This is a genomic window from Pseudoduganella sp. R-34, from assembly GCF_049904655.1.
Taxonomy (GTDB): Bacteria; Pseudomonadota; Gammaproteobacteria; order Burkholderiales; family Burkholderiaceae_D; genus Rugamonas.
Genome location: NZ_CP184572.1, coordinates 3,375,034 through 3,395,356 on the forward strand (window position 1 = coordinate 3,375,034; position 20,323 = coordinate 3,395,356).

Consider the following 20,323-nt stretch of genomic DNA (forward strand, 5'->3'; position numbering starts at 1 on the left):
CTGCGTATTGACAATCGAACATTTATTTGCGTCAACGTAGCGCTTTTGCAAAGATTCCATATAATTTTGCAAGCTGGTCTGCCTTGACCCAGAGTGCAATCTGCAACTCTTTAGATTGCAAGGGCTATAACAATGGCGCGTGGCAAATATTCATCAGTAAATTTCAGACTAAAAGACAGTTAATGCGCATCCTATTCCTCGCGCCCGCAGCCGTCCTGCTGGCGGGCTGCAGCAGTATTCCAGCGATACCGCCGCAAGGCTCGCAAGCCATTTTCGTGATTCTCGAGACGACGGACTTGCACGCCAACGTGCGCAGTTACGACTACTACAAGCTGGCGTCCGACGCCTCGCTGGGGCTGGAGCGCACGGCGACCCTGATCCGCCAGGCGCGCAAGGAATTCCCGAATACACTGCTGCTCGATAATGGCGACACCATCCAGGGCACGGCGCTGGGCGACTACCAGGCATTGGTGGCGCCGGTCGGATGCGGCCAGCCGCTGGCCATCTACAAGGCCATGAATGCGCTGGGCTTTGAAGGCGGCTCGGTTGGCAACCACGAATTCAACTGGGGCCTGGATTACCTGGGGCAGGTCACAGCCAGCCGCTTCGGCGCGGAAGGCGCTTCGGTGCGCGCCCAGCCTTGCGCGGGCCCGGCATTTCCGGTGGTGCTGGCCAATGTGGTCGACGCCCGCACCGGCGTTCCGTTATTCGAGCCGTACCGGATCTTCGACAAGCGCGTGTCCGCTACCGGGCCGGATGGCAAGTCGCTTGCCACCACGGTCAAGGTTGGCATCATCGGCTTTACGACGCCGGCGATCATGGGTTGGGACAGGCGCTGGCTGGAAGGCCGCGTGCGCACGGAAGGGTGGCGCGAGACGGCGCAACGCTACATTCCCGAGATGCGCGCCAAAGGGGCAGAGGTGGTCGTAGCGATCTCGCATGCGGGGCTGGATGGTGCTGCCTATGTGCCGTCAATGGAAAACGGCAGCCTGTACCTGGCGCAGGTGCCGGGCATTGACGCGCTGCTGCTGGGGCATTCGCATGACGTGTTCCCTAACGCGGCGAGCAAGACCGCCGCCTTCAACCTGCCGGATGTCGATAAAGTGCAGGGGCGGGTGCATGGCGTGCCGACAGTGATGCCAGGCCTGTGGGGTAAGCATCTTGGCGTGATCCAGCTCGCGCTGCGCCATGACGGCAAGCGCTGGGTGTCCGACGCCGGTGCGGCGAAAGTCAAAACCCGCAGCATCCAGCGTCCCGACCGCAGCTTCGTCGAACCGGACCCGGAAATCGCCGCGCTGGTGAAAGCCGAACATGAGGCGACCATCGCCTACGTCAAAACGCCGATTGGCGATACGGACTTCCGCATGTCCGCTTACTTTGCCGATGTCGGCGACGTATCGGCGATCCAGGTAGTGAACCAGGCGCAGGCCGATTATGTGCGCCGCCATATCCAGGCCAGCATGCCCCAATATGCCCGGTTGCCGGTGCTGTCGATGTCAGCGCCGTTCAAGACTGGCGCGGCTGGCGTGGCCGATTACACCGACGTGGCGCCAGGCAAGCTGGCCCTGAACAACGCGGCAGACCTTTACCTGTACCCGAACGACCTGCACGCCGTGAAGGTCGACGGCGCGACGCTGAAGGCCTGGCTGGAGAAGGCCGCCGGCCGCTTCAACACCATCGATCCAACCCGCAGCGAGCCGCAGGAGCTGGTGAACACCGGCTTCGCGGGTTTCAATTTCGATATGCTGACGGACCCTGATGTGCACTACCAGATCGACGTGACGCAAGCTCCCGGCCAGCGCATCAAAGGCCTGACATGGCGCGGCCAGCCGGTGCGGGCAGACCAGGAATTCATCGTCGCAACCAACAACTTCCGGGCCAGCGGTGGCGGCGGTTTCCCGGGACTGGATGGTAGCAAGACCATTTTTGCGTCACCGGACAACAACCGTGCGGTACTGATCGACTACATCAAGTCGGTACAGCACTTGACCCGCCGGGCCAATGGCTCGGCGCGCAGTTGGCGCTTTGCGCCGGTAAAGACGAGTGGGCCGGTAGTATTTCATGCGGCGTCAGGCAAGCTGGCGCTGGCACGCGAGGCCGGGCTGGCCGGCGTATCGCTGCTGAAGGAAGAGGATGGAGGCGGTAAAGGTTACGCGCTGTATGCGATCGATCTCAATGCGGCTTCCGCTTCTCCTGCTGGACGAGAATAAACGGGCTGACGACGCTGGCCCACAGGTTGGCGTCGCTCGCGATCCATTCCTGGCACTGCTGGTCGGAGACCTTGGCGACCTGGCCGGCCTCCATCCAGGCTGAAATGCTGGCCTTGTCGTCGTGGGCGATGCGCACGGCGACGTCCACCAGGTCCAGTTCATCGGCCACCCACACCACATTGCCCTGGGCGAAGTGCTTCAGCAGTTCGCTCCACGGGATGCGTGCGGTTTCGCGGTTGACTTTGGCGCGGAGTTCCGCGTCTTTTTCTGGTTTCAGCTGCATTTTCAACTCTTAAATCGTGGGAATCTGCTCGACGATGGCCGTCGGCGAACCCCGCCATGTTAACCGATACGCCGGGCCTTTGCGAACATTGCCCACCAGCGCTGGGCGGAAGCACGCCAGGTTGGTCCCGCCTGCGCGGCGCACGCTTGGATAGATGATGCCGGTCGAGCCTTCGGCCAGCAGGCTGCGCGCCAGCCGTTGCGATGCGACGTAGCTGTCCGGGTCCAGGCAAGCGGCATATTCGGGCTGGCTGCAGATGTCGTGGAACTGGGCGCTGAAGTCCGAGAGCAGGGCCTGATAGCTGACGCTGTCGTCGAAACGGTCGATTTCGGCGTATTCCACCGTCTTGTGGAAGATCACTTCCGCCAGCGCCGTTTCGTGCTCGAAGGCGCAGTACCAGGCGCCGCGCTGGCCGTCGTTGAAGCGGCTGCCTTGCGGGCGGGCGTAGGTAAAGGCCGCATTGATGCTGCGGTAATTGGGGACGTAATAAACCAGTTCTTCGATACCGATGCCGATAGCGCCGCCGTGTTCGGCGCGCAGGCGGGCATTGGTGGCGTTATCCAGTTCAAACAGCTGGTGCAGCTCGGCGTCGTTATCAGCGAGGGCGGCCAGCACGGAATCTTCTTTATAGACGAAGCGCGACGGAATCAGGCGCACGGTGTCGAATTGGCGCAGCAGGCGAAATGGCGGCAATTACAGGCCTCCGCGACGAGCGTCGAGCAACTGGCGCACGGTTTGCATGGCGAGCAGGCCGCCGGCTTCCATGTAATCAAGCGGGGTTCGGCCGCCGAAAATGCTGTTGCGGTTGGCAAGGCTGACCCACTCGTCAGCCAGCTTGTCGCCGTAAATGATGTGCAGCGACTTGTAGATGCCAAGCAGGTAGGAAATACGGGTAATGCGGTCGACTTCAAGCACGCGGTCGGGGTGCTTTTTCCACTCATAGAAGGCGCTGCTGGACAGGCCGCCCAGCAATTCGCGGGCGTCGTCGTCGCGTAACTTCCAGGCGGCGACCAGTTTGAAAAAGCCCTTGAGGGCGGCGTGCGACAGGCGTTCACGTTCTTCTTTGCGACTCAGGTCGACTGGTTGAGGAATCGTGTATTCGCTGTCGGGGTAGGCAAATGCGGGATTCATATGTCCTCCGTTTATGGATTATTTATACTCCATTTCCGTATTTGTTTCAAGTTGAATGTGTTTGTGCAGTGTCAAAACGCGGTTTGCTGCCCGCTGCCAATATTGCATTAAATCATCGAACAAGGGCGCGCGATGGAGAAAATGCTTGCTGCGCTGGAGGGCCAACTGCGACGATTCGCGACGAATGCCGGCAGCATGGCTGAGCGGCATCCCGGCTTGGCGGAGCAGCTTGGCTTCCGCGATTGGCCGCAGGACGCCCATGTCGACCGGTTGGTGCAGGGCGTTGCCACCCTCCACGCGCGGACGGCACTGGCCTTGCAGAGGGCGCGTTGCCAGCAGGATGAGCATTTGCTGGAATTGCATTTCCCGGGGCAGTTGCAACCGTTCCCGGCGTGCTGGATTGGCTTGTCGCCTGCTGCAGGGCCGGCCGCAGCAATCGTCTCCGCCAGTTACCACCACGGCCCGCAGGCCTCGGTCGAATTGGTGCTTGATCTCGGCAAGGCCATTCGCCCGGGCGGCCCTGCCAACGCCCTGGACATCTTCATTGACGGTGACGCCGCTTTCAGTGCGGCCTTGCGCAGTGTCTTGCTTGGCGAGACAGGCTCGGCGCCTGCCCTTCGCGGGAATGATGCCGGCGAGTGGCTGCCGATTGCTCGCTGGCCATTCGAGCCATCAGGCCTTGATCCTGTGGAAGCGCTGCTCCACCGTGCGCCTGGCGCGCATGCCGGGCTGGCGCTGCTGCGCGAGTACTTCACTTTTCCCGCGCGCTTCAATATCCTGCGCCTTGACCTGTCGCCCTTTGCAGGCGCCAGGAGCGCGAAACTGAGGCTGCCGGCGCCCCCGGCGCGCCTCCTGCAGGCACTGCAAGCGGGCCACCTGCGCGCCGGCTGGACGGCGCGCGCCTGTCTGCAGCGTGTCGCCGCTTCGCCCATCCGCATCGATAGGCGCCGAACCGAATACCTGCTGTCGGTCCCGCCCGAACTGGAGATCTTCAGCATTGACCGGGTCCATGTCGGCGGTGCGGAGGACGTGGGATGGAGCGTGCGCAATGTCGACGATGCACCGGCAGGCCATGAATGGCGCATCGCCTTCCACGGCGCGTACGCCTGGCCGGCCGGCACAGTCGCATCGGTCGACGTGACCTGCTGCGAGCGGGACAAAGTGCTGGCACGGCCGGCTCGAGGTCCCGGCTGCCGCTGGCAGCTCAACGCCTTGCTGGCGCTGGACCGCCTGCCGCTTGATGCCGATGCCTTGCGCGAACTGATGGCCAGCCAGGCAATCGATCATTCCCCGGCGAGCCGCGCAATCATCAGCGCAGTGAGAGGGCTGGAGTTGCGGCCCGCGCTGTTGTGCCCCGGCCGCGCCTCGCCGCTTGCTGGCACTGAAATCCGATTGCAAGTAGAGGAAGGGGCATTCGCAGGCTGCGGCATGCTGCTGTTCGCGCAAGTCATGGACCGCTTCTTTGGCGAGTGCGCGCACATGAACACATTTAGCCGGCTGGTCCTGGTGTCGGCCGCCACCGGAGAGGAGCTGATGCGATGCAAAGCGAGGAACGCCGGCAAGCTGATGGAATGATCGCGGCCGATGCAACCGGATATGCCATCTTCCAGCTGGCAGGAATGCTTGGCGCGCCGGAATGGCGCAACAGCCTGTCCCTGGCATTCCCCGCCTGCGACGTGGTTGCGCTGGACAGCAGAGCGGTCACTCCAGGGTGCATAGGCTTGCTCGGCATGGCGGGCGCGCTGCCGTACTACTACACGGAGGCCGTGGCGCGCGCCGCCGGCGCCGGGGCACGCGCCTTCATCGACTTGTTGTCGGCGCCGGCAATCGATGCATTTTGCGCCGCATGGCGTGAAGGCCGTCCTGAATACACACCCTTGCCGCAATTGCCGCTCCAGCGCGGCCCGCTCAGGGCAAGGGCGCTCGGAGAGCGGCTTTCGCATGCCCTGGGCGTGCCGGTATGGATCGAGCAGTTTGCCGGGCGCTGGGAAATGCTGCCGCCAGGGCAGGCCAGCGCCCTCGGAAGCGGCAAAGCATGCTGCGGCGACGGGGCGCTCCTCGGCGAACGCCTGTGGCGGATCGATAGCGCCGTGCAGGTCCATGTCGGCCCGCTTGACGCGCAATCGGCCCAGGCATTCCTGCCCGGCGGCAGGGACGCGCTGGCATTGGGCCGGCTATGGCGGGCCTCCGCGGAGGATAGCGGCATCCAGGCCGAGGCTCGTGTACACCTTGGCGCTGGCGTGAGCGCAGTTGCGCAACTGGGTGCCGTGGCACGCCTGGGACATGACGCGCTGTTGGCCACGCAGCCGGCCGGCGAAAGGGATGACTTGCGCTACCGGCTTTGCTAGTATTTGGCCAGAAAACAAAGCGAGGAGGCAGAATGAAGAAGATGATCCCGCTGCTGGCGTTTGCGGCGACGGCTGCGTGCACCACCATCAAGGCACCGCCCAATAACGCGGAGTTGAAACAGCAGGTCGCCGATACCGAGCGCGCCTTCGCGGCCACCATGGCCAGGCGCGATCATCTGGCATTCGCTTCCTTCCTGGCGGACGAGGCGCTTTTCTATAGCGGCCCCAAGGTCTTGCGCGGCAGGGATGCCGTGGCCGCCGAATGGAAAGCGTTCTATGAAAAGCCGGAAGCCCCGTTCAGCTGGGAGCCGGACCAGGTCGAAGTACTCGACTCCGGCACCCTGGCGCATTCGTCCGGCCCGGTGCGCGACCCGCAAGGCAAGGTTACCGGCCGCTTCAACTCCGTCTGGCGGCAGGAAGCGCCAGGCAAATGGCGCATCGTGTTCGACAAGGGCGAACGTGTTTGCGATTGCAGGAAGCCGTAATCAAGCCGGTTCGGCGTGCTCCACCAGCAACTGGACGCGGGTCACGCCGTTGTATTCATTGGCATCCAGGCGGAAGGCCACGCGCGCCCGTTCGCCCAGCGCATCGGTATGGCCGAACCAGATGGCGTCGTAGCGTATGCCTTTCTTTTCCAGCATCAGCTTGAGGTGGCGGTCCTTCAGGATGCGCTGGCTTAGCACGCGGAATTCATCGCAGAACACCGGGGGCGCAAAGCCCTGGCCCCATACCTGGCCATCCAGCAGTTCAATGAACTGGGTGGTGTAGCAGTTGTCTTCCAAGGGACCATCGGTTTCGACCACGCGCTCCAGTTGCGATTCGCTCAGCCAGGCCTGGCCGACCGCCTCGAAGGCGGCGCAGAAATGCTCGAAGGCTTCGGCGCGCAAGCTAAGGCCCGCTGCCATGGCATGGCCGCCGAACTTGTCGATCACGCCAGGCGCCCGCTTGGATACCAGGTCCAGCGCGTCGCGCAGGTGGAAGCCGGGGATCGAACGGCCGGAACCCTTGATCATGCCGTCGCCCGCAGGGGCAAAGGTGATGGTGGGGCGGTAGAAGCGTTCTTTCAGGCGCGAGGCCACGATGCCGATCACGCCCTGGTGCCAGCTATCGTCGTAGACGCAAATCGTGGTGCTGTCTGCGGGCTGGAAATCGTCCAGGTGCAGCAGGGCGGCGTCCTGCATCTCCGCCTCGATCTCGCGGCGCTTCAGGTTGATGTCGTTAAGCTGCTGCGCCAGTTCCCAGGCGCGCGTCTCGTCGTCCGTCAGCAGGCATTCGATGCCGAGCGACATGTCTTCCAGCCGGCCTGCTGCGTTCAGCCGCGGGCCGAGCGCGAAGCCCAGGTCGAAAGGAGAGGCGGTGCGCACGGCGCGTCCGGAAACGCGGAACAGGGCAGCCACGCCGGGATGCATACGGCCGGCGCGCATGCGCTTCAGTCCCTGGGCGACGAGGATGCGGTTATTGGCGTCCAGGCGCACCACGTCGGCGACCGTGCCCAGGGCGACCAGGTCCAGCAGTGAATCGAGCTTTGGCTGCGACTGTGCGTCGAACACGCCGCGGCGGCGCATTTCGGCGCGCAGCGCCAGCAGCACGTAGAACACCACGCCCACGCCGGCCAGGTGCTTGGACGGGAAGCCGCAAGCGGGCTGGTTGGGGTTCACGATGACGCGGGCGTCGGGCAGGCTGTCGCCGGGCAGGTGGTGGTCGGTCACGACGACGTCGATGCCGCGCCGTTTGGCTTCTGCCACGCCTTCGATGCTGGCAATGCCGTTATCGACGGTAATGATGATGTCGGGCGCTTTCTCACGCGCGGTCAGGTCGACGATTTCCGGCGTCAGTCCGTAGCCGTATTCGAAGCGGTTGGGAACGATGAAGTCCACCTTGGCGCCCATGGCGCGCAAGCCGCGAATGGCGGTGGCGCAGGCAGTGGCGCCGTCGCAGTCGTAGTCGGCAACGATGACCATGCGTTTGCCGGCAGCGATGGAGTCGGCCAGGAATTCGGCGGCCCGGTCGATGTGCAGCAGGCCGGAGGGCTGGATCAGCGCAGCCAGTTCGCTGGAGATTTCTGCCGGGTTGTTCAGGCCTCGCGCGGCAAACAGGCGGGCCAGCACGGGATGGATGCCGCCCTGGCGCAGCAGTTCGGCTTCCTGCGACGGGCAGGGACGGATGGCGATACGGGTCATTGCGTGAGGTTCTTCAGGTTCTGTGCGCGCCAGAATTTGCGCAGCGCGGCTTTGCTGGTGCGGATTTCAGTCCAGCCTTCGCGGCTGGTCAGGATCATTGTCAGTTCATTTGTGCTGCCGTTGCGCAGGGCGGCCAGCAAAGGGGCGAACCATTCGTGTTCCAGTTGCTGCATGGCGCCCAGCCAGGCGCCCCAGTCATTGCCGGCGCCCATGGGAATCAGGTGTGGCAGCACGACCGGTCCATGTGCACCGGGCGCCGCCGCAGTACTGCCCGCCGAGAGGGCTTTCAGCCAGGATGGCACGACCGCCGCCGCGGGCGTGGCTACGGCCATCGGCTGGTGCTCGGCCATGGGGGCTTCCGCCTGTGCGCCGCCCCACATCCAGAACGAATTCACGGGTGCAAGGCCGCGCTGCTGGCGGGCTTCGTTGACGGAATGCTCGTGCCACAGCATCTGGATCTCATTTTGCAGCTTCTTGAAGGCCAGGGCGTTCGGGCCGGCCGGCATCCAGTCGGCCAGGTTGCTGCCCATGGCGGCATCGGGCGAGGCGGCATCCAGGCCTTGCCAGCCATCGGCGCGCATGAACCAGGTCTCGGCGTCGCCCCAAAGCAGTTCATCGAAAAACGGCCTGGCCAGGTCGAACAGCACGCGCGAATCCGCCTCGTCCAGGCGCAAACGGCGCGAATCGGCCAGGACCAGGTGGTTGCGGGCGAGCTGGATGTGGACTGGATGGACGATGAACCAATAGCCTTCCTTAGGTGCCAGGCCGAAGCCGCGCATGACGGCTGCGGCAAGGCCGCCGCGCGCACGGGCCAGCCATGCTTCATGCGGCAATATGCGGCTATCGTCTGCGATAACATGCTTTTCCAGCAAGCTATTGCGTGAAAGTAACATCGCCAGGGACGGCGCCTGCAGGTTGCGGGAGAGTTCCGGGGCCAGTTCGGCGGGCGGCAATGCGAAGGGGAGGACGACGGTCGTGGAAGCCATGCGGCATTGTAGTGGAAACTCTTTATATGGCAAACTGCGGGCTTTACTGTGTCAATTTATTAAAAATGCCGTTTGAATGGCTGGTTGGCTTGCGCTACACACGCGCTGGCAGGCGCAATGGGCGCAATAGCTTTATCTCTTTTATCTCCGCGATTTCGATGGCAGGCATCGCTCTTGGCGTCACGGCCTTGATTGTCGTGCTATCGGTCTATAACGGCTTCCAGACGGTGGTGACCGAGCGCATGGTTTCCGTGCTTGGGCATGTGGAAGTCTATGAAGTGAGTGGGGCTGGCCTTGGCGACTGGCGTGCCACCGCGGCTTTGGCGGCCCGCAACCCGCAGGTGAAGGGGGCAGCGCCGTTCATCGAATTGCAAGGGATGCTCGTGCATGGCGGCGACTTGATGCGTCCTTCCATCGTGCGCGGCATCCTGCCGGGCGAAGAACCCAGGGTTTCCGATATCGGCAAGCAGATGAAACAAGGCGCGCTGGAGCTCTTGCAGCCCGGCTCTTCCCACATCATCCTCGGTGCGGAACTGGCCAATGAACTGGAAGTGAAGCCGGGCGACAAGGTGGCGCTGGCGATGGCACAGGGGAATTCCACCTCCAACATGGCGCCCACTCTGCACTCCTTCACCGTGGCGGGCACTTTCGAATCCGGCCACAACGAGTTCGACTCCGCGCTGGCGCTGATCCACCTGGCGGACGCCCAGGAACTGATCAACGTTGCCGGCCCGTTCGGCATGCGCCTGCGTTTGCAGGATATGCAGAAGGCTCCAGCCGTGGCGAATGAACTGCGCACCGTTTTGCCGGGCCAGTTGGTGATTCGTGACTGGACCAAGCTCAATGCCGGCTGGTTCGCAGCTGTGAAGTCGCAAAAGAACATGATGTTCATTATCCTGACCTTGATCATCGCGGTAGCAGCCTTCAACCTGGTCGCCACGCTGGTGATGACGGTGACCGACAAGCAGGCCGATATCGCCATCCTGCGCACGCTTGGGGCATCGCCGTTTTCCATCATGAAGATCTTCGTGGTCCAGGGAGCCCTGGTGGGAGTGGCCGGCACGGCCATCGGCGTTGTCTGCGGCGTTCTGCTGGCACTGAACGTAGGGACAATCGTGGGCGGGCTGGAAAGCCTGTTCGGCGTGCACTTCCTGTCCAAGGAAATCTATTTCATCAGTGCCGTGCCTTCGGACCTGCGCTGGGGCGATGTCGCCTCGATTGGCGTAACGTCCTTGCTGCTGGCACTTGTCTCGACCCTCTACCCAAGCTGGTGGGCCGCCCGCGTCAAACCTGCGGAGGCCCTGCGTTATGAGTAAAAACCTGCCTTTCGAATGGATCGTCGGCCTGCGCTATACCCGTGCGGGCAAGCGCAATAGCCGCAACAGCTTCATTTCCTTCATTTCGCTGATTTCGGTCGGCGGCATCGCGCTTGGCGTCGGCGCCATGATCATCATCCTGTCGGTGATGAACGGCTTCCGCAAGGACGTCACGGGCCGCATGTTGTCGGTACTGGCCCACGTGGAGGTCTTCGAACGGGGCACGAGCTTGCCGGACTGGCAAGACCTGGCCAAAAAGCTGCGAGCCAATCCTGAAGTGAAGGGCGCCGCGCCGTTCGTGCAGGCCGAGGCCATGCTGTCGCACGGCGGCGAGGCGCTGCGGCCCGCGGTGGTGCGCGGCGTGCTGCCCGAGGTGGAGCCGAACGTGTCCGACCTGGCAAAGACTACCCGTTACGGCAGTTTCAACGACCTGAAGCCGGGTGAGTTCCGCATCGTCCTGGGCATCGACATGGCCCGCGCCTTGCAAGTCAATCTCGGCGACAAGGTCACCATGGTGCTGCCGCAGGGGACGGTGACCCCGGCCGGCATCGTGCCGCGCATGCGCACCTTCACCGTGGCCGGCGTTTTCGTGGCGGGGCACCAGAAGTTCGACGAAAGCATGGCCTTCATCCATCTCGAGGATGCCCGGAAGCTACTGAGACTTGAAGGCCCGGCGGGCCTGCGCCTGCGCCTGGCGGACATGCACCGCGCGCCTGAAGTGGCTGGCGAGCTGCAAAAGCTGGTGCCAAAGGAAATGACTGTACGGGATTGGTCAAAACTCAATGCGACCTGGTTCGCAGCGGTGCAAACTGAAAAGCGCATGATGTTCGTGGTGCTGGCGCTGATCGTGGCGGTAGCGGCTTTCAACCTCGTCTCGACCCTGGTCATGACCGTGACCGACAAGCAGGCCGATATCGCCATCCTGCGCACGATCGGCGCTTCGCCGCGCTCGATCCAGAAGATCTTCGTGATCCAGGGCGCGTTGGTCGGCTTGCTCGGCGCCGTGCTTGGCGTGGCCGGCGGCGTCTTGGTGTCGCTGAATATCGACGTCATCGTTCCATTTATTGAAAACCTCCTGGGAGTGCAGTTCTTGCCTAAAGATATATACACAATCAGCTCCGTGCCATCGGACATGCATTGGTCCGATGTCGGCGTGATCGGCGTGGTTGCCGTGTTGCTGGCGTTCGTGGCGACCTTGTACCCGAGCCGCTGGGCGGCCAACGTCAAACCTGCGGAGGCGCTGCGCTATGAGTAATGTGTTGACCTGTCGCGACCTCGGCAAGACCTTCACCCAGGGCAGTTACAAGGTCAAGGTGCTGGAAAAGATCAACCTGTCGGTCGCGCGCGGCGAACGCGTGGCGATTGTCGGGGCTTCGGGCTCCGGCAAGTCGACGCTGCTGCACCTGCTGGGCGGCCTGGATACGCCAACCGGCGGCAACGTGGTACTGAAAGGGAGCGACTTCGCTTCGATGAACGAGGCGGCGCGCGGCGACCTGCGCAACCGCGAGCTGGGCTTCGTCTACCAGTTCCATCACCTGCTGCCGGAATTCTCGGCACTGGACAACGTGGCAATGCCTTTGCTGATCCGTCGCGTCAAGCGCGCAGAGGCGGAGCAGGCGGCGCGTGAAATGCTGGCGCGCGTGGGCCTGGAAAAGCGCGTAACGCACGTGCCGGGCGAGCTCTCCGGCGGCGAACGCCAGCGCGTGGCCCTGGCGCGCGCGCTGGTAACGCAACCCGCTTGCGTGCTGGCCGATGAGCCGACCGGCAACCTGGATCATTCGACCGCGGAGAAGGTGTTCGACCTGATGCTCGAGCTGTCGCGCACGCTGGGCACGGCCTTCATCATTGTCACCCACGACGCAAGTCTGGCGGAGCGCTGCGACCGCATGCTGCGCCTGACCGACGAAGGCTTGAATCCTGCCTGAGGACCGCGCCATGTGGATCGATACCCATTGCCACCTTGACGCGCACGAATTCGGCGGCCAATCGCTGGCGCTGGCTGCGCGGGCGCAGGAACGCGGCGTGGGGATGGTGGTGATACCTGCGGTCGACAGCGCCAATTTTCCGGTGGTGCGCGAGCTGGCGCACCAGGCGCCGAATGCCAGTTACGCGCTGGGCATCCATCCCATCTACGTGCCGCATGCCGTGGAGGACGACCTGGCGTACATGCGCGAGGCCGTAGCGCAGGCGATGGACGATCCGCGCTTCGTGGCGGTCGGCGAGATTGGCCTGGATTTCTTTATTCCCATGCTGTGCGAGCCGGATATGCGCGAGAAGCAGGTGTTCTTCCTGCGCGAACAGCTCAAGATCGCACGGGATTTCGAATTGCCGGTGCTGTGCCATGTGCGCAAGTCGCAGGACCAGGTGCTGAAGCATGTGCGGCAGGTGGGGCCAGCGGGCGGCATCGCACACGCGTTCAACGGCAGTTTCCAGCAGGCGCAGGCCTATATCGATGCGGGCTTCAAGCTGGGGTTTGGCGGCAACCTGACTTTTACCCGCGCGCTGCAGATCCGCCGCCTGGCGGCTGAATTGCCGCTGTCCTCCATCGTCGTTGAGACGGATGCGCCGGACATTGCGCCTTCCTGGGTGCACCCGGGCGTGAACACGCCGGCCGAGGTCGCAGGGATCGGCGAAGCGCTGGCGGCCTTGCGTGGCGAGGAGCCAGCCGGGGTCGCTACGGCGACAACGCAAAATGCGTTGGATGTGATGCCGCGCTTGCGGGCCTTGATGGCCGCCTGACCGGCCAGCCAGCCGGGGAGGGGGAGATGCGCTGCGCAATCCTCGGCCTGATCGGCGGCGTGGCGTGGCTGCAGGGGCAGGCAGCCTTGCCGGGAGCGGGCGTCCAGCTGGCCTGCGTGCTCGGCGCGGTGCTCGCTGCCCTGGCCGTCCTGGTGCCTGCGTGGCGCGCCCGCCTGGCCTTTTCCTTCCTGCGCGCAGGACTTGCCGCTACGGCCGGTGCACTGGCCGGTTTCGCCTGGGCCGCCCTGGTCGCACAAGGCGCCCTGTCCGATGAACTTGCAAAGGCGGACGAGGGCCGCGACTTCGAGATCGTCGGCACGATCGACAGCCTGCCAAGCCGGCAGGACGGCAGCATTCGCTTCAATTTTGCCGTTGAATCGCCATCGGCCGTTCCGCCCCGTATCGTCCTGTCCTGGTATGCCGGGCCGCGCGCTGGCGGCGGCGCGCCGCCGCCCGAACTGCTGCCGGGCGAGCGCTGGCGCCTCAAAGTTCGCCTGCAGCGGCCGCATGGCAATGCCAACCCCTTTGGATTCGACTATGAATTGTGGCTGCTGGAGCAGGGTATCCGCGCCACAGGGTATGTGCGGGCCGAGGGCAGCAACGAACGGCTGGCCGGTTTCATGCCGACCGCGCACAACGCCGTCGAGCGCGCCCGTTACGCAATCCGCGAGCATATCAACGCTGCGTTGCCGGATGCGCGCTATGCGGGCGTGATAGTCGCGCTGGCAATGGGCGACCAGCGCGCGATCTCGCCGCAGGACTGGCAAGTGTTCAGCCGCACGGGGATTTCGCATCTCGTTTCCATATCAGGTTTGCACATCACCATGATCGCCGGCCTGGTGGCATGGCTGGCCGGCTGGCTTTGGCGAAAATCGTTCTTCATGCCGGAATGGCAGTTGCCGTTGCTGCTGCCTGCGGCGCGGCTGGCAGTGATTGCCGGCTTTTTTGCAGCGTGGGGCTACGTGGCGCTGGCGGGTTTCGGGGTGCCGGCGCAGCGCACTTTGTACATGCTGGCCGTGGTGGCGCTCGCGGTATGGCTGGACCGGCTGTCAGCCATTTCGCATGTGCTGGCCCTGGCCGCAGCCGTGGTGGTAATTCTCGACCCTTGGGCGGTGATGTGGCCGGGATTCTGGCTGTCGTTTGGGGCAGTCGCTGCGATCCTGTACGCGACGGTGGGCCGGTTGTCGCCTGGAGGCTCCGGGCCGGCCGCCGAAGTCGCAACGGGTGCAGCGTCGGCGATGCCCATTGATGGCGATTCGAAGCCCGGTGGCAGGTGGAAAGCGGCATGGTTCATCCGCCTGCGCGAGAACCTGCGCCTGGCTGCCGTAACGCAGGTCGCAGTGACTGTCGGCCTTGTTCCGCTGACGATGCTGCTGTTTTCTCAAGTCTCCTTGATCAGCCCACTGGCGAACGCCATCGCCATCCCCGCCATCAGCCTGCTGGTCACGCCGCTGGCGCTTGCGGGCAGCGTCTTCCCGGCCCCTTTGGCCGCGCCGGTGCTGCAATGCGCGCACTGGCTGCTGGAGTCGCTGCTCGACGTGTTGCAATGGCTCTCGGCCCAGCCACTGGCCGTGTGGTCCGCCCCCACGCCGGCCTGGCCCATTTTTGTCTTCGCCCTTGCCGGAACGGCCTGGATGCTGGCGCCTCGCGGCTGGCCCCTGCGCTGGCTCGGCCTGGCCTGCTGGCTGCCCCTGCTATCCGCGCAGCCGGAAAGCCCGCCGGCCGGCGAGTTGCGCGTCATCGCCTTCGATGTAGGGCAGGGCATGGCCATGCTGGTTGAAACGAGCGGACATCGCCTGTTATATGACACCGGCCCGGCCTACACTCCGGAAACCAACGGCGGCAACCGGGTGATTCTCCCTTATTTGCGGGCGCGCGGCATCAACGCCCTGGACGGAATGATCGTCACCCACAGCGACACTGACCATTCCGGCGGCGCCCTGGCGATATTGCGCGACATCCGTACCGGCTGGGTGCTGTCATCGCTGCCGGCCGGTCACCCGATCGCGGAAGCGTCGCCGCGGCACGCGCACTGCCTGGCGGGGCAACAATGGGAGTGGGACGGCATCCGCTTCGAAATGCTGCACCCGTCGGCCGCCAGCTATGAAGACCCGGGCCTGAAGCCCAATGCCCGCGGCTGTACGCTGCGCATCGCGGCGAGGAGCGGCAGCTTGCTGCTGCCGGCCGATATTGAAGCCAAGCAGGAAGCAGCGCTGGTAGCGGCTGTGCCGGACAAGCTGCGTGCCGATGTGCTCCTTGTGCCCCATCATGGCAGCGGCACCTCGTCGACCCCGGCCTTCCTGGCTGCGGTACGGCCGCAGCACGGGATTTTCCAGCTCGGTTACCGCAACCGCTACCACCATCCGCGTGCCGACGTGCTGCAACGATACGTGGACCTGGGCGCCGGCATCTGGCGCACCGACGAGGCGGGCGCAGTGTCGCTGGCGTTCGGTGATCGAACGGACGTCAGCGCATGGCGCGCGCAACATCCGCGTTACTGGCATGGGCGCTGACCGATGCTGGGATGTGCTTGATGACAACGTTATTATGGTATTTGCCACAAATCAATGTTATCATCTTGACTATTTGACTATCGTTCGAGCGGAAGGTGCAGCATCGTGGCAACTGATTATTGCGGGTATCACGCGGACAGGGCAGCAAACTGGAATTGCGTCGCTTGCGGCACGCTCCTGTGCCAGGAGTGCTTCCTGGCCTCGCCCCAGGCGACCCATTCGCTGTATTGCACACTGTGCACCGGCAAGATGCGCTACCTCGGCGTCGGCAATGCGCAGCCCTCGTTCTGGTCGCAGATGCCCCGCTTCTTCGCCTATCCGTTTGCGCTGAACGGATTGATTTTCCTCGCCTTGCTCGCCGGCCTGGCCAGCGCATCGGCGAAACTGTTCGACCCGCACAGCATCCTGATCTTCCTGCCGATTTTCATCGTGGTTGCGCTGGGCATCCGGCAAAGCCTGCGCGTGATCGAGTTTTGCAGCCAGGGCAGGACGCGGCCGCCCAGCATTGCCGACCTGTTCGACGGCAATCCCACGACGCTCAAGATGCTTGGATTGATGCTGGCCTATGGCATCCTCGTGGTCTGCCTGGGGCGCTTCGGCTTGCCCGGCGCCGCCATGATTATCTGCCTCTCGGGCTTGCTGCCGGCCAGCATCATGCTGCTGGCGATCCACGGTACCTTGCGGGACGCCCTCGATCCGATCCAGGTAGTGCAACTGGCATGGCGCATCGGCTGGTCCTATCTCGGCCTGCTTCTGGTCCTGCTCATCACCGCGCAAGGCCCGGAACGGGCGATTGGACTCATGCCTGCTGCGACACTGGCTCACCTGGCGGAGCACTATCCCTATGTGCTCATCGCAATCCTCGTCGCAAGCACTGCCTATTTCAACATGGTCATGGGCGCGATGATGGGATACCTGCTGTTCCAGCACCACGAAGACCTGGGCATCGAGCCCGACGATGAACACGCGGCCGGACCTGCGGACGATCGCGCCCTGGAGCTGGCCCGTGCGGTGATACTGGTCCGGGAATCCCGTTACCCGGACGCGCTGCGGCATATGGCCGGCATGGTCGCCGACTACCCGAACGACCTGCATGTCCTCGATTATCACCACAAGCTGCTCTGCCAGTCGCGCGGCGACCCGGACCGCGTGCAACTGCATACCGAGCGTTATCTCCAGGCCTTGCTCGACATGCAGCGCAAGAGCCGCATGATCGCCGTCCTGGAAGCGGCATGCCAGGTGGTGCCACAGTACAAGCCGAAAAGCATCGCCGTGCGGCGGGCCTTGGCGGAGGAGTACTTTATCCAGAAGCGGTTCAAGCCGGCGATTGCGCTGATTGGCATGCTGCACAAGGAGGCGCCGACCAGCGACGAGCTGCCGGCGGCGTATTACGTGTTGGCGCGCATCTACTCGGAAGGCTTGCGCGACGATGGCAAGGCCGTCATGATCCTCGATTTCCTGCTGAAGCATCATGCTGGCCATGCCATCGCCGGCGAGGTCGAGAAATACCGCAAGGTGGTCCTGTCGCTCGGGCAGATGAGTCAGGCTACCGTGTGAGTGGCCAATTGGCGCGCTTCTTCCGAATCGGGGAAGCGCTCCCGTAACTGGTCGCGGTAGCGCTGCGCCTGCGCCGTCAGCCGTGCCTTGGCGGACAGGTTGGCCACCGACTGCAAGATTCTTGGCATCATTTCGTGCCGGCATTGCCGTTCCAGCAGGCGTTCGGCCAGGACGGCGAGCGGCTTGATATGCTCGACGCGTCCGAGGCGCGGCGCCAGCAGGAGCGACACCGACTCCGTCAGCGCGGGTGTCGCGCCACCGTTCCCGGTGTATGCATGCGCCACCTCTTCGATCAGTTCTTGCAGCGCCGGATCGCGGGCGGCATTGCCGGCCTGCTTGAGCAAGGCGTGCACGGTCTCGTGATATTGCCGGCTCTCGGGAGAGATTTTCACGACGCCGTACAAGGCGCGCCACGCACGCGCATCGTGCGGATGCGCCTTGACCAACTGCGCAGCCGCCTGTCGCGCTTCATTCAGCTTCATCTTGACGACCAGCTCCTGAATCCGCGACAGCGCCGACTTGAATGGCGCGTCGTGGTCAATCTTCTCGACAAAATCGCGGTTGTACTTCAGGCCCAGGCGCATCCAGAGGGCCAGCAGCACGTAGCCGAACAGCAGTCCGCCCGTATGGGCCCAGTGCGCGATCCCGTCATTGCCGTTGCTCGCCCCGAACAACTCATAGCCTACCCAGATGGGAAAGACGATGAGGGCCGGCGCCCGCACCTGTCCGGTGAAGAAGATCACGTTGTAGAAGAAGTTGATCTTTCTCAGGCCGTACACGGCGATATACATGCCCATCAAGCCCGATATCGCACCCGACGCGCCCACTACGCTGTGATCGGTACCAAGGTTCGACATCCAGAACAACAAAGTGCCGCCCAGTCCGCTGCACAGGTAGAGCAAGAGGAATACACCGCGCCCGATCGCGATCTCCAAGGCAAAGCCGAACAGGAACAGGAATACCATATTCCCCAGCAGGTGGCCAAAGTCGCCGTGCAGGAACATATTGCTGATCCAGGTATCCCAGCGCGCTTCCTTTGCATTGAACGCATACGCCTTGCCGCTGACAGAATTGACCAATTGCTCGAAGCGGCTGCGATCCTCCCGCCATTCAGGGTCGCCGTCCAGCTCCTGGTGCAAAGCCTGGGAAAATTGCGAATCGTAGGCCGCATACTGGAACTGCGCGTCGCGCAGCTGCGGCGTGGCCTGGTCGCCAGCCGCATCGAGATCCTCCCGCAACTCGGGTTTTGTACGGCTCAGGTAGTGGCGAAATGGCTCTTTCTCGCGCTCATAGAGGCCTGATTCGACATACCACCGATAGGACTGCTCCACCCGTTGCGGGTCTTTGCCCTGATAGAAAAAGAAGATCAGGACGTTGACGAGGATGAGCAGCAGAGTCGCAACGGGCGGATTTTTCCAATCGGGCCGGTTTTCTACGGGGACAATAATCATGAAAGGGGCGCTATGCTGTACAAGAGGCACATTTTATTGCTATTTGGATATTTCTCAAAGGTGTGCGTCCTTGTCCGCTACTGGCATGGGAGGTGATCCTGAGCGATAATTACATGCTTTGCACGAAACACTTGTTGCCATTGCTTTTAGTGTAAGTAAATGACGAAACCGAAAGTCCATTTCGCCCACGCGAACAGTTACCCGGCAGGGACCTACCGCCAATTCTTCGAGTACCTCGGACAGGATTTCGATGTGCAGGCGCTCGACATGCACGGCCATAACCCTCGTTATCCGGTGGAAGATGGCTGGGCCAAGCTGGTCGAGGAACTGATCGCAGAGCTCGAAACACGCTACCAGAAGGAACCGGTGATCCTGGTCGGCCACTCGCTTGGGGGGCTGCTTAGCCTGATGGCTGCGGCTCAGCGCCCTGAGCTGGTGCGCTGCGTGGTGATGCTCGATTCCCCCGTGGTTGCCGGCTGGCGCGCCCAATTCTGGCGCCTGTTCAAAGGCACCCGCTTCTCCGACCGTTATTCCCCGGCGCGCTTCTCGGCCAAGCGCCGCAACGTCTGGGCGAGCCACAAGGAAGCATTGCGTCACTTCGCCAGCAAGGAAATCTTCGGCGCCTGGGCGCCCGGCGTCCTGCTCGATTACCTGGAACACGGCCTGGTCGAACATCCGGAAGGCGTTCAACTGCGCTTCAGCCGCGAAACCGAAACCGCAATCTACCGCAGCCTGCCGCACCATATCGGCACGCTGGTGAAAGGCCAGTTCCCAGTGCCGGTGGGCTATGTGGCGGGCGACAACTCCATGGAGAACCGGCAGGCCGGCCTGGAACACACGCGCAAGCTGGTGGGGCGCAATTTCCGCATGATGCGCGGTTCCCACCTGTTCCCGATGGAGATGCCGCGCCTCGCGGCCGAAATGACACGCGATCTGATCCGCCAGATGCTGGGCAGCGAGCTGCAGGCCGGGGAAGCGCCCCAGCGCATGCGCGCCTGATGTAAAATCCGCACCATTATTTAAACCAGAAAGCACCTGCGATGACGATTAAAAGCGACAAATGGATACGCCGCATGGCGGAACAACACGGCATGATCGAGCCGTATGAGCCCGGCCAGGTACGTGCCGTGGACGGCCGCAAGGTGATTTCCTACGGCACTTCCTCCTACGGCTACGACATTCGTTGTGCCGATGAATTCAAGGTGTTCACCAACATTAACAGCACCATCGTCGATCCGAAAAACTTCGATTCGAACTCCTTCGTCGACGTGAAGAGCGATGTCTGCATCATTCCGCCGAATTCCTTCGCGCTGGCCCGTACCATCGAGTATTTCCGCATTCCGCGCAATGTACTGACCGTTTGCCTGGGCAAGTCGACCTATGCGCGTTGCGGCATCATCGTCAACGTGACCCCGTTCGAGCCCGAGTGGGAAGGCTATGTAACGCTGGAATTCTCGAACACCACCCCGTTGCCAGCCAAGATCTACGCCGGCGAAGGCTGCGCCCAAGTGCTGTTCTTCGAGAGCGACGAAATCTGCGAAACCTCGTACAAGGACCGCAACGGCAAGTACCAGGGCCAGCATGGCGTGACCCTGCCGAAGGCTTGAGC

At 63.3% G+C, this 20,323-nt stretch carries 18 protein-coding genes and 1 pseudogene; 13 read left to right on the forward strand and 6 right to left on the reverse strand.

From position 1 onward, the window contains the following. Nucleotides 1-182: 182 nt before the first annotated feature. Nucleotides 183-2,210 (forward strand): bifunctional 2',3'-cyclic-nucleotide 2'-phosphodiesterase/3'-nucleotidase, encoded by a 2,028-nt coding sequence (locus ACN9MW_RS15620; protein WP_426172057.1) that lies wholly within the window; start codon nucleotides 183-185, stop codon nucleotides 2,208-2,210. Here the strand turns inward: ACN9MW_RS15620 and ACN9MW_RS15625 are convergent. The 3 genes from ACN9MW_RS15625 to ACN9MW_RS15635 are packed head-to-tail and all read right to left on the reverse strand — an operon-like array spanning nucleotide 2,173 to nucleotide 3,624. Further along, nucleotides 2,173-2,493: a DUF2288 domain-containing protein gene (locus ACN9MW_RS15625; protein WP_130314474.1), complete on the reverse strand. Its 321-nt coding sequence runs from the start codon at nucleotides 2,491-2,493 to the stop codon at nucleotides 2,173-2,175. The genes ACN9MW_RS15620 and ACN9MW_RS15625 overlap by 38 nt on opposite strands. A 9-nt stretch (nucleotides 2,494-2,502) precedes the next feature. After that, nucleotides 2,503-3,186, reverse strand: coding sequence for an RES family NAD+ phosphorylase (locus ACN9MW_RS15630; protein ID WP_426172059.1), 684 nt, complete (start codon nucleotides 3,184-3,186; stop codon nucleotides 2,503-2,505). Beyond that, nucleotides 3,187-3,624, reverse strand: coding sequence for an MbcA/ParS/Xre antitoxin family protein (locus ACN9MW_RS15635; RefSeq protein WP_426172061.1), 438 nt, complete (start codon nucleotides 3,622-3,624; stop codon nucleotides 3,187-3,189). A gap of 195 nt (nucleotides 3,625-3,819) precedes the next feature. On the opposite strand from ACN9MW_RS15635, the pseudogene ACN9MW_RS15640 reads away from it, so the two are divergent. The 4 genes and pseudogenes from ACN9MW_RS15640 to ACN9MW_RS15655 all read left to right on the forward strand — a co-directional run. Next, nucleotides 3,820-3,966, forward strand: a pseudogene (locus tag ACN9MW_RS15640) (type VI secretion system baseplate subunit TssF); the annotation flags it as partial. Nucleotides 3,967-3,972: 6 nt separating this feature from the next. After that, entirely contained in the window at nucleotides 3,973-5,199 is a 1,227-nt protein-coding gene (locus tag ACN9MW_RS15645) for a type VI secretion system baseplate subunit TssF (RefSeq protein ID WP_426172212.1), read from the forward strand. Beyond that, nucleotides 5,163-5,972 carry a type VI secretion system baseplate subunit TssG gene (locus ACN9MW_RS15650; RefSeq protein WP_426172063.1) on the forward strand — a complete coding sequence of 270 codons (810 nt, stop codon included), beginning with the start codon at nucleotides 5,163-5,165 and terminating at the stop codon, nucleotides 5,970-5,972. The genes ACN9MW_RS15645 and ACN9MW_RS15650 overlap by 37 nt, the downstream gene beginning before the upstream one ends. Before the next feature lie 32 nt (nucleotides 5,973-6,004). Then, on the forward strand, nucleotides 6,005-6,457 hold the full coding sequence (locus ACN9MW_RS15655) for a YybH family protein (protein WP_426172065.1): 453 nt from the start codon (nucleotides 6,005-6,007) through the stop codon (nucleotides 6,455-6,457). Here the strand turns inward: ACN9MW_RS15655 and recJ are convergent, their stop codons facing one another. After that, a complete protein-coding gene (gene recJ, locus ACN9MW_RS15660; protein ID WP_426172066.1) occupies nucleotides 6,458-8,152 on the reverse strand; it encodes a single-stranded-DNA-specific exonuclease RecJ in 1,695 nt (564 codons plus the stop codon). Then, nucleotides 8,149-9,138, reverse strand: coding sequence for a hypothetical protein (locus tag ACN9MW_RS15665; RefSeq protein ID WP_426172068.1), 990 nt, complete (start codon nucleotides 9,136-9,138; stop codon nucleotides 8,149-8,151). The genes recJ and ACN9MW_RS15665 overlap by 4 nt, the downstream gene beginning before the upstream one ends. A 26-nt stretch (nucleotides 9,139-9,164) precedes the next feature. Between ACN9MW_RS15665 and ACN9MW_RS15670 the strand changes: the two genes are divergently transcribed. From ACN9MW_RS15670 to ACN9MW_RS15695, 6 genes are all read left to right on the forward strand, one after another. Continuing rightward, on the forward strand, nucleotides 9,165-10,454 hold the full coding sequence (locus ACN9MW_RS15670) for a lipoprotein-releasing ABC transporter permease subunit (protein WP_426172070.1): 1,290 nt from the start codon (nucleotides 9,165-9,167) through the stop codon (nucleotides 10,452-10,454). Further along, nucleotides 10,447-11,709: a lipoprotein-releasing ABC transporter permease subunit gene (locus ACN9MW_RS15675; protein ID WP_426172071.1), complete on the forward strand. Its 1,263-nt coding sequence runs from the start codon at nucleotides 10,447-10,449 to the stop codon at nucleotides 11,707-11,709. Before ACN9MW_RS15670 ends, ACN9MW_RS15675 begins: the two co-directional genes overlap by 8 nt. Further along, nucleotides 11,702-12,379, forward strand: coding sequence for a lipoprotein-releasing ABC transporter ATP-binding protein LolD (gene lolD / locus ACN9MW_RS15680; RefSeq protein ID WP_426172072.1), 678 nt, complete (start codon nucleotides 11,702-11,704; stop codon nucleotides 12,377-12,379). The genes ACN9MW_RS15675 and lolD overlap by 8 nt, the downstream gene beginning before the upstream one ends. A gap of 10 nt (nucleotides 12,380-12,389) precedes the next feature. After that, a complete protein-coding gene (locus ACN9MW_RS15685; protein WP_426172074.1) occupies nucleotides 12,390-13,193 on the forward strand; it encodes a TatD family hydrolase in 804 nt (267 codons plus the stop codon). A 26-nt stretch (nucleotides 13,194-13,219) separates the two neighbouring features. Further along, nucleotides 13,220-15,706 carry a DNA internalization-related competence protein ComEC/Rec2 gene (locus ACN9MW_RS15690; RefSeq protein ID WP_426172076.1) on the forward strand — a complete coding sequence of 829 codons (2,487 nt, stop codon included), beginning with the start codon at nucleotides 13,220-13,222 and terminating at the stop codon, nucleotides 15,704-15,706. Nucleotides 15,707-15,811: 105 nt separating this feature from the next. Next, the gene (locus ACN9MW_RS15695; RefSeq protein WP_426172077.1) at nucleotides 15,812-17,263 is read left to right on the forward strand and encodes a hypothetical protein; all 1,452 of its coding nucleotides are present in this window, start codon (nucleotides 15,812-15,814) and stop codon (nucleotides 17,261-17,263) included. Here ACN9MW_RS15695 and ACN9MW_RS15700 read toward each other — a convergent pair. Then, nucleotides 17,248-18,714, reverse strand: coding sequence for a rhomboid family intramembrane serine protease (locus ACN9MW_RS15700; RefSeq protein ID WP_426172079.1), 1,467 nt, complete (start codon nucleotides 18,712-18,714; stop codon nucleotides 17,248-17,250). The genes ACN9MW_RS15695 and ACN9MW_RS15700 overlap by 16 nt on opposite strands. A gap of 159 nt (nucleotides 18,715-18,873) precedes the next feature. Here ACN9MW_RS15700 and ACN9MW_RS15705 point away from each other — a divergent pair, with 159 nt between their 5' ends. Together ACN9MW_RS15705 and dcd are read left to right on the forward strand one after the other, a co-directional pair. Next, the gene (locus ACN9MW_RS15705; protein ID WP_426172080.1) at nucleotides 18,874-19,713 is read left to right on the forward strand and encodes an alpha/beta fold hydrolase; all 840 of its coding nucleotides are present in this window, start codon (nucleotides 18,874-18,876) and stop codon (nucleotides 19,711-19,713) included. 41 nt (nucleotides 19,714-19,754) lie between these two features. Then, nucleotides 19,755-20,321 carry a dCTP deaminase gene (dcd, locus tag ACN9MW_RS15710; protein WP_090443665.1) on the forward strand — a complete coding sequence of 189 codons (567 nt, stop codon included), beginning with the start codon at nucleotides 19,755-19,757 and terminating at the stop codon, nucleotides 20,319-20,321. Nucleotides 20,322-20,323: the final 2 nt, after the last annotated feature.

Coding starts and splice junctions, on each gene's coding strand:
- ACN9MW_RS15670 (WP_426172070.1), top strand. CDS start 9,165: ATGGCAAACTGCGGGCTTTACTGTGTCAATTTATTAAAAATGCCGTTT.
- ACN9MW_RS15690 (WP_426172076.1), top strand. CDS start 13,220: ATGCGCTGCGCAATCCTCGGCCTGATCGGCGGCGTGGCGTGGCTGCAG.
- ACN9MW_RS15625 (WP_130314474.1), bottom strand. CDS start 2,493: ATGCAGCTGAAACCAGAAAAAGACGCGGAACTCCGCGCCAAAGTCAAC.
- ACN9MW_RS15655 (WP_426172065.1), top strand. CDS start 6,005: ATGAAGAAGATGATCCCGCTGCTGGCGTTTGCGGCGACGGCTGCGTGC.
- dcd (WP_090443665.1), top strand. CDS start 19,755: ATGACGATTAAAAGCGACAAATGGATACGCCGCATGGCGGAACAACAC.
- ACN9MW_RS15705 (WP_426172080.1), top strand. CDS start 18,874: ATGACGAAACCGAAAGTCCATTTCGCCCACGCGAACAGTTACCCGGCA.
- ACN9MW_RS15620 (WP_426172057.1), top strand. CDS start 183: ATGCGCATCCTATTCCTCGCGCCCGCAGCCGTCCTGCTGGCGGGCTGC.
- ACN9MW_RS15665 (WP_426172068.1), bottom strand. CDS start 9,138: ATGGCTTCCACGACCGTCGTCCTCCCCTTCGCATTGCCGCCCGCCGAA.
- ACN9MW_RS15685 (WP_426172074.1), top strand. CDS start 12,390: ATGTGGATCGATACCCATTGCCACCTTGACGCGCACGAATTCGGCGGC.
- ACN9MW_RS15700 (WP_426172079.1), bottom strand. CDS start 18,714: ATGATTATTGTCCCCGTAGAAAACCGGCCCGATTGGAAAAATCCGCCC.
- ACN9MW_RS15635 (WP_426172061.1), bottom strand. CDS start 3,624: ATGAATCCCGCATTTGCCTACCCCGACAGCGAATACACGATTCCTCAA.
- ACN9MW_RS15650 (WP_426172063.1), top strand. CDS start 5,163: ATGCAAAGCGAGGAACGCCGGCAAGCTGATGGAATGATCGCGGCCGAT.
- lolD (WP_426172072.1), top strand. CDS start 11,702: ATGAGTAATGTGTTGACCTGTCGCGACCTCGGCAAGACCTTCACCCAG.
- ACN9MW_RS15675 (WP_426172071.1), top strand. CDS start 10,447: ATGAGTAAAAACCTGCCTTTCGAATGGATCGTCGGCCTGCGCTATACC.
- recJ (WP_426172066.1), bottom strand. CDS start 8,152: ATGACCCGTATCGCCATCCGTCCCTGCCCGTCGCAGGAAGCCGAACTG.